Annotated in this window: 18 protein-coding genes; 5 read left to right on the forward strand and 13 right to left on the reverse strand. The window is 72.8% G+C overall.

Annotation, left to right across the window (positions count from 1 at the left end; all coding sequences use genetic code 11):
* Positions 1-33: 33 nt before the first annotated feature.
* A complete protein-coding gene (locus BKA00_RS33320; protein ID WP_185031808.1) occupies positions 34-795 on the forward strand; it encodes a TetR/AcrR family transcriptional regulator in 762 nt (253 codons plus the stop codon).
* Between the two features lie 437 nt (positions 796-1,232).
* On the opposite strand, the gene BKA00_RS33325 is transcribed toward BKA00_RS33320, so the two are convergent.
* Together BKA00_RS33325 and BKA00_RS33330 are read right to left on the reverse strand one after the other, a co-directional pair.
* Positions 1,233-1,493 carry a DUF2530 domain-containing protein gene (locus BKA00_RS33325; protein WP_185031810.1) on the reverse strand — a complete coding sequence of 87 codons (261 nt, stop codon included), beginning with the start codon at positions 1,491-1,493 and terminating at the stop codon, positions 1,233-1,235.
* Positions 1,494-1,502: 9 nt separating this feature from the next.
* A complete protein-coding gene (locus BKA00_RS33330; RefSeq protein WP_185031812.1) occupies positions 1,503-2,069 on the reverse strand; it encodes a TetR-like C-terminal domain-containing protein in 567 nt (188 codons plus the stop codon).
* Positions 2,070-2,168: 99 nt separating this feature from the next.
* Between BKA00_RS33330 and BKA00_RS33335 the strand changes: the two genes are divergently transcribed.
* From BKA00_RS33335 to thpR, 3 genes are all read left to right on the forward strand, one after another.
* Positions 2,169-2,639 (forward strand): MarR family transcriptional regulator, encoded by a 471-nt coding sequence (locus BKA00_RS33335; RefSeq protein ID WP_185031814.1) that lies wholly within the window; start codon positions 2,169-2,171, stop codon positions 2,637-2,639.
* A 483-nt stretch (positions 2,640-3,122) separates the two neighbouring features.
* Positions 3,123-4,400 carry an MFS transporter gene (locus BKA00_RS33340; RefSeq protein WP_185035137.1) on the forward strand — a complete coding sequence of 426 codons (1,278 nt, stop codon included), beginning with the start codon at positions 3,123-3,125 and terminating at the stop codon, positions 4,398-4,400.
* A 116-nt stretch (positions 4,401-4,516) separates the two neighbouring features.
* On the forward strand, positions 4,517-5,140 hold the full coding sequence (thpR, locus tag BKA00_RS33345) for an RNA 2',3'-cyclic phosphodiesterase (protein WP_185031816.1): 624 nt from the start codon (positions 4,517-4,519) through the stop codon (positions 5,138-5,140).
* Here the strand turns inward: thpR and BKA00_RS33350 are convergent.
* The 4 genes from BKA00_RS33350 to BKA00_RS33360 form a co-directional block, all read right to left on the reverse strand.
* Positions 5,077-7,191, reverse strand: coding sequence for a hypothetical protein (locus tag BKA00_RS33350; RefSeq protein ID WP_185031818.1), 2,115 nt, complete (start codon positions 7,189-7,191; stop codon positions 5,077-5,079). The two genes, thpR and BKA00_RS33350, sit on opposite strands and share 64 nt — an antisense overlap.
* Positions 7,192-7,354: 163 nt before the next feature.
* The gene (locus BKA00_RS33355) at positions 7,355-8,377 is read right to left on the reverse strand and encodes a hypothetical protein (protein ID WP_185031820.1); all 1,023 of its coding nucleotides are present in this window, start codon (positions 8,375-8,377) and stop codon (positions 7,355-7,357) included.
* Between the two features lie 50 nt (positions 8,378-8,427).
* On the reverse strand, positions 8,428-8,559 hold the full coding sequence (locus tag BKA00_RS40150) for a hypothetical protein (protein WP_268248262.1): 132 nt from the start codon (positions 8,557-8,559) through the stop codon (positions 8,428-8,430).
* A 10-nt stretch (positions 8,560-8,569) separates the two neighbouring features.
* A complete protein-coding gene (locus BKA00_RS33360) occupies positions 8,570-9,175 on the reverse strand; it encodes a prepilin peptidase (RefSeq protein WP_244994672.1) in 606 nt (201 codons plus the stop codon).
* 325 nt (positions 9,176-9,500) lie between these two features.
* On the opposite strand from BKA00_RS33360, the gene BKA00_RS33365 reads away from it, so the two are divergent.
* Positions 9,501-9,875: a hypothetical protein gene (locus tag BKA00_RS33365; protein WP_185031824.1), complete on the forward strand. Its 375-nt coding sequence runs from the start codon at positions 9,501-9,503 to the stop codon at positions 9,873-9,875.
* Between the two features lie 25 nt (positions 9,876-9,900).
* Here BKA00_RS33365 and BKA00_RS33370 read toward each other — a convergent pair whose 3' ends face one another.
* The 7 genes from BKA00_RS33370 to BKA00_RS33400 all read right to left on the reverse strand — a co-directional run bounded on the left by BKA00_RS33370 (position 9,901) and on the right by BKA00_RS33400 (position 15,854).
* Positions 9,901-10,305, reverse strand: a complete 405-nt coding sequence (locus BKA00_RS33370; RefSeq protein WP_185031826.1) for a hypothetical protein — start codon at positions 10,303-10,305, stop codon at positions 9,901-9,903.
* Between the two features lies 1 nt (position 10,306).
* On the reverse strand, positions 10,307-10,837 hold the full coding sequence (locus BKA00_RS33375; protein WP_185031828.1) for a hypothetical protein: 531 nt from the start codon (positions 10,835-10,837) through the stop codon (positions 10,307-10,309).
* A 10-nt stretch (positions 10,838-10,847) separates the two neighbouring features.
* Positions 10,848-12,272, reverse strand: a complete 1,425-nt coding sequence (locus BKA00_RS33380) for a hypothetical protein (RefSeq protein ID WP_185031830.1) — start codon at positions 12,270-12,272, stop codon at positions 10,848-10,850.
* Positions 12,273-12,362: 90 nt separating this feature from the next.
* The gene (locus BKA00_RS33385) at positions 12,363-13,562 is read right to left on the reverse strand and encodes a C40 family peptidase (RefSeq protein ID WP_230298870.1); all 1,200 of its coding nucleotides are present in this window, start codon (positions 13,560-13,562) and stop codon (positions 12,363-12,365) included.
* Between the two features lie 126 nt (positions 13,563-13,688).
* On the reverse strand, positions 13,689-14,453 hold the full coding sequence (locus BKA00_RS33390) for a hypothetical protein (RefSeq protein WP_185031832.1): 765 nt from the start codon (positions 14,451-14,453) through the stop codon (positions 13,689-13,691).
* Complete coding sequence (locus BKA00_RS33395; RefSeq protein ID WP_185031834.1) at positions 14,416-15,222, reverse strand: M78 family metallopeptidase domain-containing protein; 807 nt, start codon at positions 15,220-15,222, stop codon at positions 14,416-14,418. Before BKA00_RS33395 ends, BKA00_RS33390 begins: the two co-directional genes overlap by 38 nt.
* 197 nt (positions 15,223-15,419) lie before the next feature.
* On the reverse strand, positions 15,420-15,854 hold the full coding sequence (locus BKA00_RS33400) for a hypothetical protein (protein ID WP_185031836.1): 435 nt from the start codon (positions 15,852-15,854) through the stop codon (positions 15,420-15,422).
* Positions 15,855-16,049 lie beyond the last annotated feature (195 nt).

The following is a 16,049-nucleotide window of genomic DNA, read 5'->3' on the forward strand; positions in this document are numbered from 1 at the left end:
GGGGCCCATGTTCCGCGGGCGGACGAGGGAGCCATGACCAGCGAAGACTCCGTTCCGGCGCCGCTGCGCCGACTGTGGAGGATGTCGCAGCCCTCGCGCCTGGGGCGGCCCCCGGCCCTCGACGTCGACGCCGTCGTCACCGCGGCGGTGGAGATCGCCGACCGCGACGGCCTCGCCGGGGTGACCCTTCCCAAGGTCGCCGAAAGCCTCGGGTTCACGGGGATGTCGCTCTACCGGCATGTCGGGTCCAAGGACGAACTGCTCACACTCATGACCGACGCCGCCCTCGGCGCGCCCCCGGAACCAGACTCCGGCGACTGGCGCGGAGGGCTGCGCGCGTGGGCGTTCGAGCAGCGGGCGGTGTTCCAGCGCCGGCCGTGGCTGACGCGCGTCCCCGTCTCCGGCCCGCCCTCCGGGCCGAACCAGATCGCCTGGATGGAGGTCGCGCTGGCGGCCATGTCCGGCACGGGCCTGGACTGGGTCGACAAGGTCAGCGTCCTGTCGCTGATCGGCGGCTACGTCGTCCAGTCGGTGCGCCAGCACAGCGACCTCGCCGAGGGCAGGGGCGAGGGCCGGGAGCAGGCCGACGCCGAGCGGGACTACGCTCGCGCGCTGGCCCGGCTCGTCGACCCCGGGCGCTTCCCCCAGACGGCCCGCCTTCTCGCCTCGGCGCTGTTCGAGGCGCCGTCCGCGCCCCCCGAGGCCGGAGCGGCCGTGGCCGACGCGGACTTCTCCCTGGGCCTGGATCTCATCCTCGACGGCATCGCCGCCCGCATCGGACGCGCCGCTCCCTGACCCCACCGCCGCGGTGGCCGACCCGGTCGGCCGGTTCGGGGATCGTGGCCGCGATGCCCCGCCGCCGCAGGTGAGCCCGGATTGCCCTGGAGCAGTACGCCTTGGCCCCGCGCACCCGTTCGGGTCGAGCGCGCGGGTTCCCGCCGCCGGCGCGGGCGACCCGGATCCCGGCCATGACCGCCTCGAACAGGGGAGCGCCCCCCGCTGCCCGGCGGTGACCACCAGCGACAACGGCTTTGGCCCTGCTCGCAGGCAAGGAGTGGCTTGGTCGACAGCCCGCCCCGCGAACGTCCCTAGGCGTGATCGTCGGGCTCGGGCGTCCTTCCACCGGGCGGGTCGGCCCGGTGTTGTTCTTCTTGGTCGATGACCGCTCTACCGGAGACCTCACTGCGTCCGGCGCATGACACGCCGCCGCTCATCTCACTTCGGAACACGCCTTAGCGGGGCGTCTCGCGTCTGGCGGCGCGCTCGGCCTCCTGCCGGGCGCGCCCGGCCTGGAGCCGGGGGACGTACCACGTGGCGAAGAGCCCGATGCCGATGCCGGCGCAGCACACCCACAGCCACCAGCGGTCCTGCGGTGGCAGCCCGACGATCAGCAGCACGACGAGCGCCACCGCCCAGGCGGCCGTCCCGGCGGCCGCGACGCGTACGTCGTTGGTCTGCATCGCGGGCGGATCCGGGCGGCGCGGAGGGCTCATGCGATCAGGCTACGCGGCGCGGCCCGGCAGTCCGCCGGTGACCATCGTGATGAGCAGCTCATAACTGGCCTCCAGATCCGCGGGCAGGCCGAAGCCGCCCGCCGCCTCCAGGACGGCGAACCCGTGGACGGCCGAGCGCAGGCAGCGCGCCGCGTGGACGAGCTCCGGCCCCTCCAGGGCGTAGCCGCGCAGCGTCCCGTACAGGATGTTCAGCAGCCGCTCCGCCGCCTCGTGCGCGGGCCCGCCCTCCGGGACCGCCGTCTGCTCCATCGCCCCGTAGCGTCCCGGATGCTCCACCACGTACGCCCGGTAGGCGTACATCACCGCCCGGATGGCGTCGTCGCCGGACCGTCCGAGCGCGGCCTCCCCGAGCCGCGCGGCGAGCTCCTCCAGGACGCGCGCCGTCACCAGGTGTCGCAACTCGGCGAGATTGCGGACATGCTTATACAGGGAGGGTGTCGCGACCCCGGCCCTTCCCGCCACCGCCGCCAGCGTGAGGGCGCCGGGGCCCTCGGCGTCCACGACGGCGACGGCGGCGTCCACGACCGCGTCGGGCGACAGTCCCGCACGGGGCATCGGCGACCTCCTCTAATCTACTTAGCTTCGAGGCTAAGAAGAGTAGCGAAGGTGTCAAGTGGGGCGTGGCAGCATGGGCAGCACAGGAGACCGAAGACGATGACAACGCCACCGATCCGGGGCCGCGCGGCGTCCGCGCCCGGGCTGGCCGAGGAGCTGCGCATCTCGATCGCGCGGCTGTCGCGCCGGCTGCGCACGCTGCGTCCGTCCGCGGCGGGCGAGGGCGTCCCGAGCCCGCTGTCGCTCACGCAGTTCGCGGCGCTCGCCGCCATCGAGCGGCACGGGTCGATGACGCCGCGCGAGCTGGCCGACCACGAGAAGGTGCAGCCGCCCTCGATGACCCGCGTCATCGCCTACCTGGAGGAGCGGGGGCTCGTCGCGCGCAGCCCGCACCCGACCGACGGGCGCCAGGTCGTGCTGAACGCCACCGACGAGGGCGCCGCCCTGCTCGCCGACGAGCGCCGCCGCAAGGAGGCCTGGCTCGCCATGCGCCTCGGCGAGCTGACCGCCGAGGAGCGCGAGATCCTCCGCCGCGCCGCTCCCGTCATCGACAAGCTCAGCCGCTCCTGAGCCGCCGCCCGGGGCCCGCGGGCGGCGGTGTCCGCTTGATCGGGTTTCCCCGCACTTGCCGGAATGCGGGCGGGACGATTACCGTTAGCCTTGGTAATGACTTCTGCTAACGAACCCCCTGAGGAACCCGACGGGACCGCGGCGCGCGGGGCCCGCGGGCGGCGGGCCGCACATCCGGCCCGGGCCGCCGCCGTCGCGAGTCCTGCCCGCGCTCGCCGCCGTACCGCCCCGCGTCTCGCCCCGCACGCGCCCGCCCGCCCCGCCGCGCGCCCGGAGGCCACCCCCGCCGCGCCCGTGAAGGACCAGGCCGGAACGTTCCACGAGACCGTGGCGGACGTCCCGGAACCCGCGCCCGAGCCCTCCGCCGCCGAAGCCTCCGCGGCCGAGCCTTCCGCGGCCGAATCCTCCGTCCCCGAGGCCGCTGGCCCGGAACCGGCGGACCGGGACGAGACGCCCGCCGAGGAGCCCGAGGGCCGCGCGGGCATGTTCCGCTCGCTCCGCAACCACAACTTCCGCCTGTACACCGCGGGCCAGGTCGTCTCCAACACCGGGACGTGGATGCAGCGGATCGCGCAGGACTGGCTCGTCCTCGACCTCGCCCACGGCAGCGGTACCGCGCTCGGCATCACGACCGGCCTGCAGTTCCTGCCGATGCTGCTGTTCGGCCTGTGGGGCGGCGTCATCGCCGACCGCTACTCCAAGCGCCGCGTACTGATGCTGACGCAGGTGTCGATGGGCGTGCTCGCGCTGGTCCTCGGCCTTCTCACGATCTCCGGCGCGGCGCAGGTGTGGCACGTGTACGTGCTGGCGTTCGGGCTCGGGGTCGCGACCGTGGTGGACAACCCGACCCGCCAGTCGTTCGTGGTCGAGATGGTCGGCAAGCGCGACCTGCCCAACGCGATCGCGCTGAACAGCGCCACCTTCAACGGCGCGCGGCTGCTCGGGCCGGCGGTCGCCGGGGTGCTGATCGCGCTGATCGGCACCGGCCCGGTCTTCCTGGTGAACGCCGCGTCGTTCGGCGCCGTCCTGTTCGGCCTCTACGCCATGCGGGCGGACGAACTGCGCCCGGACGCCCCCGTCAAGCGCGCCAAGGGCCAGCTCCGCGAGGGGCTCCGCTACGTGCGCGGGCGCCGCGACCTGATGCTCGTGCTCATCCTCGTCGGATTCCTCGCCACGTTCGGGATGAACTTCGGCACCACGGTCGCGCTGGTGGCGAAGCAGGTCTTCCACACCGACGCCTCCGCGTTCGGCCTCGCGTCCAGCATGCTGGCGCTGGGCGCGTTCAGCGGCGCCCTGCTGGCCGCCCGCAGGGTCGCCCGGCCCCGGCTGCGGCTGCTGGTGGCGATGGGCCTGGCGTTCGGGGCGCTGGAGGTCCTCACCGGCCTGATGCCGACGTTCTGGTCGTTCCTGGCGCTGCTGGTGCCGACCGGGATCGCGATGATGACGATCATGACGGCGGCGAACGCGTCCGTCCAGCTCGGCGTCGCGCCCGAGATGCGCGGCCGCGTCATGGCCCTCTACATGCTGGTCTTCCTCGGGACGAACCCGCTGGGCGCGCCCGCGGTCGGCTGGCTCGCCGAGCACTTCGGCGCGCGGGCCTCCCTCGTCCTCGGCGGGCTGGTCTCCGTGGTCGCCGCCCTCGCCGTGGGCGCCCTGGCCCTGCGCTGGAGGACCGACGAGCAGAGGGAAGCGCCGGACCGGCACGGGGCGGTGCGCCCCGCCCTCGCCCGGTTCCGCCGCGCCCGGGTCGCCGAGCGGTAAAGCCCTCGCACGGGCCCCATAAGACCGGCGCGGTACGGCGATTCGGTTGACCCTATTTGCGTGACAAGGAACGCCGCCTGCTGAAAAGCTGACGGGGTGGCCCTGTGGAAGCGTTCATGAGGCTTTTCGTGGCGCTCGTTCCGCCGACGGACGTTCTGGACGAGCTCGCGGAGGCCGTCCGGCCCCATCTCGGAACGGTCTCCGAGCTGCGCTGGATCCGGCGTGATCTGATGCACGTCACGCTGACGTTCCTCGACGAGGTCGACGAGCGCACCCTGGAGCGCCTGCTCCCGAGGCTGGAGCGCGCCGTGCGCCGCCACGAGCGGATGACGCTGTCGCTGGCGGGCGCGGGCGCGTTCCCCGGGAACGGAGCGCACGCCCGCGTCCTGTGGACGGGCCTGTACGGCGACCGCCGCGCCCTGGCGAGGCTGGCCGCCTCCACCACCGCCGCGGGCCGCCGCGTCGGGACGATCCCCGACAAGCACCGCGGCTTCCGCCCGCACATGACGCTGGCGCGGTCGCGGCGGCCGGTGGACGTCCGGTCGCTCGTCGAGGCGCTCTCATCGTTCGCGGGCATGCCGTGGACGGCGGACTCGGTCCACCTGATGCGCAGCCACCTGCCCGGCAAGGACAACGCCCAGCTGGCGTACGAGCCGCTGATGACGTGGCCGCTGCGTCAGAGCTCCGGCGGCGGAGGGGCGGGGGCGTCGGCGTCCGGCGGGCCCCAGGGGAGCCCGTAGCGCTCGCAGGCGCGGCGCAGCTCGCCGAGGTCGGGCGGGAACGTGATCTGGCGCAGCACCCGCCCGGACGGCCCCCACACCACCAGGCGGGGCATCCGCTCGACCGCGTCGTCGATGCCGACGCCGCCGAGGCGGTCGCGGGCCAGCTCCCATTCGACCCGGCCGCGCCGCGTGATGACGGCGACCCCGGCGGACGACACGCGCAGCTGCGACCGGTCGCGGTCGTACAGCCAGTATCCGAGCAGCCCGGCCACGACCCCGGCCGGCATCGACCACAGCGCCGTGGTGTTGAACCCGCCCAGGTCGGGCCCGAGCCACACCGCGCCCAGCAGCGCCACCGCCTCGCACAGCAGGACGCTCGTGCCGTAGGCGCCGGCGCGGGACCGGCGGGTCGCGTCCAGGACCGCGCCCGGCGCGGTCACCGGGCCGGGCGGAGTGGGGGCGGGGAAGACGAAACCGGACTCCTCCGCCGGCTCCGGCAGCGCCGCCGCTCCCTCGCGCGCGGTGCCCTGCGCCGTCAGGGCCGCGGCGGGCTCGGGGCCGGGGGCCGACAGCGAGGACATGGCCGAGTGGAACGCGGCGCTCAGGTAGGCGTCGTACTCGGCGTCGTTGACCGGCAGCCCGGCGCGGCGGGCGGAGTCGCGCAGATCGGTGCGGGAGATCCGCAGCGCCGACAGCGGCGCGGAGAAGAACTCGTCGCCGTCGGAGTCGTACAGCCGGACCCAGGCGTGCCCGGAGACGGTCAGCAGCTCGATGCCGCCGATGCGGTCCTGGGGCATCTTCAGCACCACGTCACCGGCGGCGTCGGCCCAGCCGAGCCCGTCGCCCTCCACGACCAGGCGTCCGCCGGGCACCTGCGCGAAGATCTCCGGCAGCCCTTCGAGCCCGTAGTCGGGACGGCGCGGCGACCGCGCCCCCGAGGTGATCACGCGGTAGCCGTGGTCGTCGAGGGCGTGCGCGAGCTGGAAGCCGTCCAGGCCGTGCGCGGGCAGCCGGGCGACCAGCTCCAGCCGGTGCCCGAACGCCAGCGCGGCGAGGTCGGCGCGGCGCGGCTCGCCGCTCACCGGGTCCAGTCGCAGGCCGGGCCCGACGACGACCGCGGCGACGTTCTCGGCGCGCAGGTCCTGGGTCTCGCGGCGGCGGCCGGGGCGGGCCCGCACCAGCAGCCGCTCCGCCGTGATCGTCCAGCGGACCTGCGCGGCCCGCAGCAGTCGGCGGCGCGCGGCGAGGACGCCGCCGATCGCGGCGAGCGCCCAGCAGCCCGCGGCGAGCCGGGCGCCGAACTCGCCCGTCCCGTCCAGCGCGATCCGGACGATCATGACGGCGCCGAGCAGGGCGGTGAGCGCGCCGAGCAGCACGATCCGGCGGCGGCTCGGGAGCGGCTCCGGCGTGGCCAGCCGCTGCTCCTCGGGCGTCGCGCGGGACGGGCGGCGGGAGGAGGTCGCGGCGGGCGGCTCGTGCGCCGCGGCCAGCAGGGCCGCCTCCTGGTCCAGCAGGCGCTTCTCGGCCGCGTGGTCGCGCGGCAGGGGGCCGCCGCCGGGGACGTCGTCCTCCAGCCCGGACACGCGCAGGGCCTCGTCGAGCGCCGGGTCGAGCAGGTCGGTGGCCTCGCCGTCCAGGACGTGCATGGGGATGCCGAGCCTGCGGGCCGCCACGAACACCGCGAGCGGCTCCAGGCCCATCGCCGTCATCCCGCCCACGGCGGTGCGGCCGAACCGGTGGAAGACGGTCAGCACGCCGTCGCCGGTGGTGATGGCCAGGCCGATGATCCGGGACCGCTCGTAGGAGTCCATCACGAGCCCGCCGGGGCCGACGCGCTCCAGACCCGCCGCCGACAGCCGCCAGTACGGTCGCGGGCGGCGGCGGCGCGCCTCCGGGACCGCGCCGAGCAGCCACGGGAACGCCGCGACGGCGCCGATCAGCGCGGCCCACAGCCACACCGGCCAGATCGGCAGCAGCGCCAGCGCCACCGCGAGGACGGTGAACGGACCCGCGGCGACGGGGCGCCACCGGCCGCCGGATCCCGCGAGGCCCACCAGCTCATGCTCCACAGTCCGCATCCTCACACGGGTCCCCGCGGGACCGTCGCCCCCTTCCACGATCCGGTCGCCCTCCGGAACCGACTTCCATCGCGCCGGTCAGGTCGGGACTCCACCGCCGTCACATGGGGCTCACCGCTCGCGTGAGCCCCGCCTCCGTGGAACCGCCGTCCTCTCACCGCCGTCGCCGCACCAGGCCGTAGCCGACCGCCCCCGCGATCGCGAGGGCGAACAGCAGCGCGGTCCGGGTGTTGGTCGCGTCCCGGCGGCCGCCGGTGGTGTCCTCGCCCGCGCTCCCGGGGGAGGACGCCGGGGACGGGCGCGCCTCCTCCGGCAGCGGCAGCCGGTAGACCGGCTGGTTCCCGCCCTCGGACCCCACCAGCAGCGACCTCCCGTCCGGGGTGTAGGCCACCGACTCGCCCTGCACCTGCCGGGGCAGGTCGAGCGACTTGATCGTCTTGCCGGGGCGGCCGTCGGCGCCGACCGAGTACAGCCGGGCGCCGAAGTAGGTGCGGATCACGCAGGTCCGCCCGTCGGGGGCGAACGCGCCGTCGGTCGCGATGGGGGGCGCGTCCCCCGTCTCGCGCAGCGTGTTGAAGCCGCCGGTCCGCAGCCGCGCCGGCGCCTCGTAGACCTTGCCGCCGAACAGCTTGCTGGCGATGTAGAGCCGGTTCGTGCGCGGGTTGACCATAATGGTCTCGGCGTTGCGCGGCCCGTCCTCGTACTTCATCCGGAACGGGGTCGCCCGCAGCGTCTGGCTCACCAGCCGGGTCGGCTCCGGGATCCGGTAGACGGTCACGTACGGCCAGGCGCCGCCGAGGTTGTCGCCGATGTCCGCCACGAAGATAGCCGGACGGCCGCGGCCGTCCCTGCCGAGCGCCATGGCCTCCCAGTCGCGGGCCCCCGCGCCGGCGAGCGTGAGCACCGCGGCGACCTTCCCGTCCGGGCCGAGCGCGTAGACCTGCGGGACGCCGCCGGAGTCGTTGTGCGTGTAGACGACGCCGCGGTGCAGGGCGCTGGCGGCGAGCCCGCTGGACTCGGTGATCCGCGGGTCCTTGATCGTGAAGGCGACCGCGTCGCCGCGGCCCGTGCCGGCGGCGGGGGAGGAGGCGGAGGCGGTGGGGGGCAGGAGGCAGACCGGGGCTCCGGCGAGGACGACCGCGGTGCCCGCGCGGACGGCGGTCCGGCGTGCTGACATGGATCGATCATCCCCGTTCCGCGCCCCGACGATCACCTGATCAGCGCCGCTCAGCCCAGCAGCGCCCCGACGACCACGGCCAGGATGAGCGCGGTCAGCACGGTGGGCAGCAGCCATTGGGGCGCGCGGTTCACGCTCCTGAGCTTATTCGGCCTCCCGGCCGCCTCGAACCGTCCGCCCATGATCTGCATCTCATCCCGCGTTCAGGGCCAGCACCGCGACGAGCGCACCCGCGAGCATGTAGGGGCCGAAGGGGAACTCGCCCTTGCGGGAGCGGCGGGCGATCATGATGGCGAGGGCGGCGAGGCCGCCGAGCAGGTAGGTGGCCAGCAGGCCGGTGATCCAGGTGTCCTGTCCGAACCAGCCGAGGTAGAGGCCGAGGACGCCGGACAGTTTGACGTCTCCCAGCCCGATGCCGGACGGGACCAGCAGTACCTGCGCGAAGTACAGCGCGAGCAGTGCGGCCATGCCGATGAGCGCGTGCCCGAACCGCCGCGGGCCGTCCTGGGTGAACGGCGCGGCGGCGGCGAGCAGTGCCGCCGCGGCGCCGTAGGAGGGGAGGGTGAACCGGTCGGGCAGCCGCCTGACGCCGACGTCGATGAAGCCCAGGAGCGCGCCCACGGCCGCCAGGTACAGCAGCGCGGGCAGGACGGGCTCGAACCCGACCCGCCACCCCAGCACACCGAAGAGCGCCGCGGTGACCAAGCCCAGGACGACGCGGTGCCGGCGAGTGACGTCACCGACGTAGGGCGCCGCCAGCGGCACCGCGAGCACACCGACGACGAGCCCGACGGGCATCAGCACCAACGCGACCATCGACCCTCGCCCCGATCCGCCCCTGTCCGAGCCCCGGCACGTGACCGGGCGGACGCCTGGCCGGGCGCCCCGCCCCATTCAATCCGCCGTGCCGGGCCCGCACATGGGCCCCAGGACCCAACCGGGCCACTGGCATCGAGGAAAGCGCGGTTCATGCGCTACGGGCATGCCGCGATGAATGCGAATCGCTTCCACTGGGTCCGCATTAGGTCCTGGGACCTAAAAATGGCCGGTGCAAGGGCCCGAATTGTGTCGGCGCCGCGGCCGGGCGTTGTGCGAAGGGCTCTTTCCAAGCGATGGTGGTGTCATGCCGAATCAGGTCAAGACCGTGCGCGTGCTGATGTTCGTCGCCGCCGGGCTCACGCTCGTCATGACCCTGGCGTTCTTCGCCGCCGTCGGGGTCACGGCCGCCGCGATCGGCGCCGCGCTCTGGTTCGCCCTTCCCGGCGCCCTCAGCCTGCTGCTGGCGCTGCGCGTCCCGAACGGCGGGACGGGCCTGCGGCGCGGCATCATCGCGCTCGAAGTGTTCTACATCCTGCTCTCGCTCGCCAGGCTGGGGCAGGGAGACCCCCGGGGCGTCCTCAACCTGGCGCTCCCGATCGTGATCCTGGTGCTGCTGTTCCGCCCCGAGGCGAAGGCCTACTTCGGCGGAAGGGCGACGGCGGCCGGTTCCTACTTCTGAACCTCGCGGGCGCCGCGGCGCGGCGTCACCAGTACCCGCCGAGTTCCTCGCGCCCGGCCCCGAAGAGCGCGGCCAGGGCCAGGCCTCCGGCCGCCCCCGCGACCCCCTCGGCGACGTACAGCACCGCGGAGAGCGCGTCGGCGTCCCCGCCGACCGGGGCGGCGACCCCGGCGAGGAGGGCGAGCAGCGGCACCGCGAGGACGCTCGCGAGCCAGCGCGCCCGCCGCGTCCGGTCCCGCTGGACGGCGCCGGCCACCACGACCATCGACACGCTGACCAGGATCCACGGCAGGTCCAGCCGCAGGATCCGGTCGAGGTCGGACAACGGCTCGCCGCCGCCCCCGGCCCCCGCCGCCAGCCGCGCCACGATCGAGAAGCCGAGCAGCCAGACGGCCAGCGCGGCGCCCCAGGCGCCCAGCACCCGGACCATCTCAGCGCACCCTGATCGAGTCGATGACGCCGTCCACGACGTCCTTCTCGAGCCGGCCGCGCTGCCAGATCAGCCGCACCACGTGCATCGTGCCGTCCTTGCCGATCACGCCGACGTCGGCGGCCTGCCCGGGGGCGCCCGTGCCCCGGAAGCCGCTGAAGGTGAAGTCGACGCGCAGGGCGTCCTCCGCGCCCGCGACCTTGATCGACTTCGACCCCGTCCGGTGGTAGTTCCTGGCGTTCATCATCGAGGCGGCCTCGATGGTCGCTTCCAGCATCTCCGGACGGCCCCGCTCGCCCAGCTCCGTGATCACCGACAGGGTGGCCGTCCGCCGCGGATCCTGCACCGACAGCGCGGCGTCACCGTCCGGGCCCCGCCCCCAGTCCTTCGGGTAGGCGACCGTGAGCGCCTTCGCGTCGCCCCGGACGTATCCGTCCGGGGTCCTGCCCGACCCGCCGGACGAGCAGCCGGCCGCCGCGGCGATGATCGTGAGAGCGCCCGCCGCCACCACCGTCAGTCTCTTCACACCCATCGCAGCCCTCTCAGTTCTTCGCGCATTCCGGCCATTGCTGGAAGGTCCGCTCACCATTCTGCGGGGGGCCGAGGTACCGGGAGTCGGTGATCTGCTGCGTCTCCCCCTCGTAACCGCCCTCGACGCCGAACTTGATCTCCGCGGCGAGCTCTGCCGCGATCTTGAACTCGTCCACGTCGCCCGTGTAGACGTTCCGGCTGACCAGACCGCGCTCGTAGATCAGCCGGTCGAGCGGATCGGCGTTCGGCCCGGGGTCCTTCGAGACCACCGAGCCGTTCTCGTCGACGGCGTTGCGGATCGTCTGGAACGGCATCATGAAGGAGTTGTCGCGGATCCACTTCTCACCGATCGCCCGGTTCGAGTCGTCGAAGTTGACCGTGGTCGCGGTGGTGGTCACCTGCTTGCCGGTCCCCGTTCCGCTCCCCGTCTTCTTCCCCGGGTTCTTCAGGCTCTCGCTGGAGTTGCTCTCCTGCGTGGTGAGCCAGGTGATGCTCGCCAATCTGCCGTCCTTGTCGAAGGTCATCCTGGTCTGGCCCAGATAGGTGGCCTCGCCGCCCGTCCCGTAGCCGAGCACCTTGGCCCCGCCCTTGACGGAGCCCTTCACCTGGAAGGTGTAGGTGGTCTTCGGATAGCCGTCCTTCGCCGAACCGCTCCGGTCCGTCGTGACGAGCACGGCGTCCCCGGCCTTTCCCTCCAGTTCGAGTCCGGTCGCCGCGTCCTTCACCTTCTTCTCGCCGGAGGTGCTCGTGGTCAGGTTCCCGAGAGCGGCGGCCACCTTGAACACGCCCTCGGCGCCGACCTCCCACTGCGTGATCTCGGGATCCCGGGTCCTGGGCTCCCAACCGGTGATCTTGTCGAAGGCCCAGAGCCCCGGGCTGACCTTCTCGGCCTCCTTGCGCGCCAGGTCCCACTTCACGTCGTCGAGCCAGTCCTCGGCGGCCTTGTCGTCGGGGAACACCCAGGTGTCGCCGTACTTGAAGTTGACGGACCCCTCGACCTTCGCTCCCAGATCCCCGCCGAAGCCGGCCTTGCCGAACTGCGCCTTCGCCCCGATCTCGGCCTCCGCGCCGAGTTTGTAGTCGGCGGGCACGATCGTGATGCGCGTCGAGCCGTCCGCATATTTGATCTTCACGAACTGGAAGTTCTGCCCGAACTTCACGGAGAAGGCGGTGATCGAATAACCGACCTTCTTGGAGTCGGAGCCGGTGACGCACGCCGACGCCGGAGGTTTGTAGTTGTATTCCGGCGCCTCGCAGCCGGAGCCGAACACCTCGCAGATCGCCTTCTTCACCGCCGGGAGGACGGGATTGGGCATCATCAGCACGAGCATGCCGATCAGGATCGATCCGATGCCGACCAGGGCCGCGTACTCGATCGCACTGGCTCCGGAATCGCGCCATTGCGCGCCGACGTTTCGACGGGATCCATCACGCATGCCGGAAACGCTAGACCGGCCCTTTTTCTGCTGCCAGGGCCCGCGGACCCGGAGGGGGGCCCGATATGCTATTGGGCCCTGCCGCGGGCCTCAGCCGAATCGGCGCGCCGAGGTCACCGGCCGCAGCGGGGATATCTTCACGACGTCCCCCGTCTGCGGAGCCTCCACCATCTTGCCGTCCCCGTAATAAATGGCGACGTGATGCGGCGGAGAACCGAAGAAGAGCAGGTCGCCGGGCCGAAGGGCGTTCGTCGGAACATGGCTGCCGCGCGGGTCGCTGACCTGGTCGCCGGTGTAGTGCCCGAGCGCGATCCGTCCCCGGGACGCCTGGTACACCGCGTACAGCGTCAGGCCGCTGCAGTCGAACCCGAAGTACAGGCGCCCGTCATAGCCGCCCGGTGAGCAGCAGATGCCCCGGGTGGGCCCGCTGTAGTTGCCGCCGCCCCACGCGTACGGCGTGCCCAGCCAGCACAGCGACCAGGCCACCACCGCGGCGCCGAACTCGAGGTCCTCCGCCGGCTTCTTGCCGGTCTTCGCGCACTCGGACACGACCGCGCCGCTGCCGCCGCTCAGCCCGTCCGGCGCGCCGGTGTAGGCGACGGGGTCCTCGTCGTCGACCAGCCTGATCTTGAACAGCCGGGTGATGGCCGCCCGGTCGCCGTTGGGGAAGGCCAGGATGTCGTCGTCGCCGCATCTGATCTCCACGACGGGCCCGCTGCCCGTGGAGCCCTCCGGGCCCGGCCCGGTCGTGTAGTCGCAGTGCGGCGGGATCAACCTCGCGACGGCCCGTGCCGTCCCCGAACGGCCGATGCCCTTCTTCCCCGCCCTGTCGGTGCACAGGTTCCGGCCGTTCCGGAGATCGTCCTTCTCCCGCTCGGTGAGCTCGTCCTCCCGCTTGAGCTGGCAGAGCTTCGTGGCGGCCTGCACCATGGCCGTGTAGCCCATCATCCCGCTCAACCGGACCTTGGTCGCACGGGTCTCGTTCTTGTCCGCGTACTTCTCCGCGACCTTCTCGGGCGGGGAGTCCACCATCCAGTAGCCGACCGACGACGGGTCGCGGCCCCAGCCGACCAGCTGGTCGACGGCCTTGTCGCGGAGCGGCGCGAGGGTACCGAGCGCCGCCGCGTCCGCGCCTATCTGCGCCTGGTTTCGCATGTCGCCCGCCTGGGCGATCCGGCCGAACATGAGGAAGCCGCCGGCGAGCATGATGGCGACGCCCATGACAAGGACCGACGTCGCGACCCCCGCGTCGCCCCCGTGCCCGCCAGCGGATCTGATCCGTCGCAGCATCTGCGCCCCATCTTCACGAGATCGGCCCCATTACCCCCGGAAAAACTCTAAGGAGCCGTTGATCGGGAAGACAGGGCCCTGAGGCCCAATGAGAAATGGCGCCGGCGGCCCGCCGGCCCTGGCGCGTCAGAGGGTGTACGGGACGGGGAGATCCGGCACGAGCGTCTTCACCCTGTCGTCGACGGCCCCTTTCGCGGTGACTCCGATGTCGTGCCGCTGCAGTGCCTTGTCCTTGACCGCATAGACGGTCGCGGTGAAGCCTCTGCCGCTCGCCTCGGCCGCGGGTTGCTTGATGCGCGGACGGTACTCGGCGAGGATCTCGTCGCGGCGCTCGGCCGCGGCGCCGGTGATGCCGGGCCGGAACTCGATGTCCTCCACCCGTCCGACCACATAGGTGAGGACGCCTCCCGGGCGGGTCGTCTCCACGTAGGCGCGCGCGAGCGCGACCGCGGTGGCGGCGTCCCCCACGGCCGTCCCGTCGGCGGCGGTCACCCTTCCGAAGGCCTCGGGGACGCCGGTCAGCAGCTCGACCCGTCCGCCGCCCGTGGCGACGTGCAGCTGGACCGGATGCGGGCTCTGCCGGTAGTCCACGCGGTAGATGGCCCAGGTCCGCAGGAACGGCGCCTCCACCCGGGTCAGCCGGCTGCCGCCCAGCGCGACGATCCGCGCCTCCTCCTGCCGGCCTTCGGCCAGCAACCCCTGGCTGATCGTCTGGCGGAGCCGCTCGTCCGGCCTCGCGCTCGGCCGGGGCGTCCCGGAGCCGTCCGCCCCGGAGCTCGACGCGCACCCCGCCAGGACCAGCACCGCGAGGGCGAGCGCCAGGCCCGCGAAGAGGCGGCCGGGACGACGCCGGTCAGCAGAAGATCCACAGGAAACAGTCGTGTGCGTCATCCCATGCCTTCCCGTAGTTGTCGGCGTACTTGTGCTTGTCCACCGAGGAGACGACCTCTCCGTTGACAAATGCCTGCTTCACTCTCTCACGCCCCGCCTTTTCTCCCACGGCCTTCTCGCCGGCGGCGTCCAGCGGCGGGCGCTGTGCCTTCTGACGTGCGGCGTTCTCCTGTGCGACGGCGGCGTTGTAGGCGTCTTCGTATTCCTGCTGCAGAAGGGTGCCGGGAGCGTTGCCGTTCCGGTTCCTCTGCAACTCCTGGTTGTTCTGGATGGCCTCGACCGTGCCCTCGGTCTCCTCATCGATGGACTTGTCGATGAACTCGGCGCGGCTGAGCTTCTTGATATCGGGGTCGTTCCGGTGCTCGGCGTGGTTCACCTCGTGCACGAACGTGTTGGCCCGGCCCTCCGGCGACTGCTTGGTGTCGACGTAGAAGACGTTCGCGTCACCGTCGTAGTACGACCCGCCGCCCGGCCGGTAGATGACGCGCACCCCGTGGTCCTTCACCCACGTGAGCGCGTCCCGGCCGAGTTGCGTCTCGTTGAGGACGGCCTCGGTCTCGGGCTGCTCCTTGGGCGGCGGCGGTGCCGGCGGCTGCGGGACGGGCGGCCCGGGGCTCGGACTCGGCAGCCGTGTCGGGCCGTGGCCCGCGCCCCCTCCGCCGTCACCGGCGCCGCCGGCCCCCTGCCGAGTGTCCGCGCACTGCCCTCCGAAGACACCGCAGACCGCGTTGCCGAGGCGTCCTTCGACCCGGGTCGAGACGAGCGTCACCAGCGTGCCCACGATAATGGCGCCGACGAGAATGAGGGCGCCGTATTCCAGGCCGCTCGCACCTCGCTCGTGATGTGCTCGCCCGCTGAACACATGCCGTGAGCCTTCTGACCGCATCGCTCGAAACTAGATCGGGGCGAGTCGTGCCTCCCAGAGCCCCTGGACCCTTTTTCGGGCCCAGTTCCCGGCCCATCCGCTCACCGGCGGGCCTTTCGCCGGCCGCGGCGTTCGCCGGTGTCCGCCACTTCCGCGGCCCAGCGGCGGGAAAGGGTTCTGGAAAGGGCCAGACCGAGCGCGACGCCGAGAACGGCTTCGATGAGATGGAGGATCAGGCCGACCGCGGTGTCGGAGAACGGGATGCCGAGGGCGGCCGCGGCGAGACTGCCGAGCAGGGGGACGGGGAGCGCGGCGAGGACCCGGCCCGGCCCGCCTCTCCGGTCGCGCACGTAGCTGCCGGAGGTGATGGCCATGAAGGTGCAGAACAGCAGCCAGGGCAGGTGAACCCGCAGGACCTGAGCGTATTCGTCGACGGGTTCGCCCCGCTCGATCGCGGGGGCCGCCACCTTCAACGTGCAGACCGCGAGCGCCGCCACGAGCGCGGCCGCGAACCAGGCCGAAAGCAGAGCGCGCATAGTCCAGCACGGTAAACATTTAACGAGGAAATCCCAGGGCCTCCGGACCCGTCCGGACGTGCGCGTCCTGGCATTTCCGCTCGGGTTCTGGGCCTGCGGGCCCAGCGGCGGAGCTTCATGCGCCCACGCGTCGGCGCGGCATTAGTCTCCGGCAAGTGAATTGGGTCCCAGGGCCCAAGCCCCGCAGAGAAACTC

The organism is Actinomadura coerulea (assembly GCF_014208105.1).
Lineage (GTDB): Bacteria > Actinomycetota > Actinomycetes > Streptosporangiales > Streptosporangiaceae > Spirillospora > Spirillospora coerulea.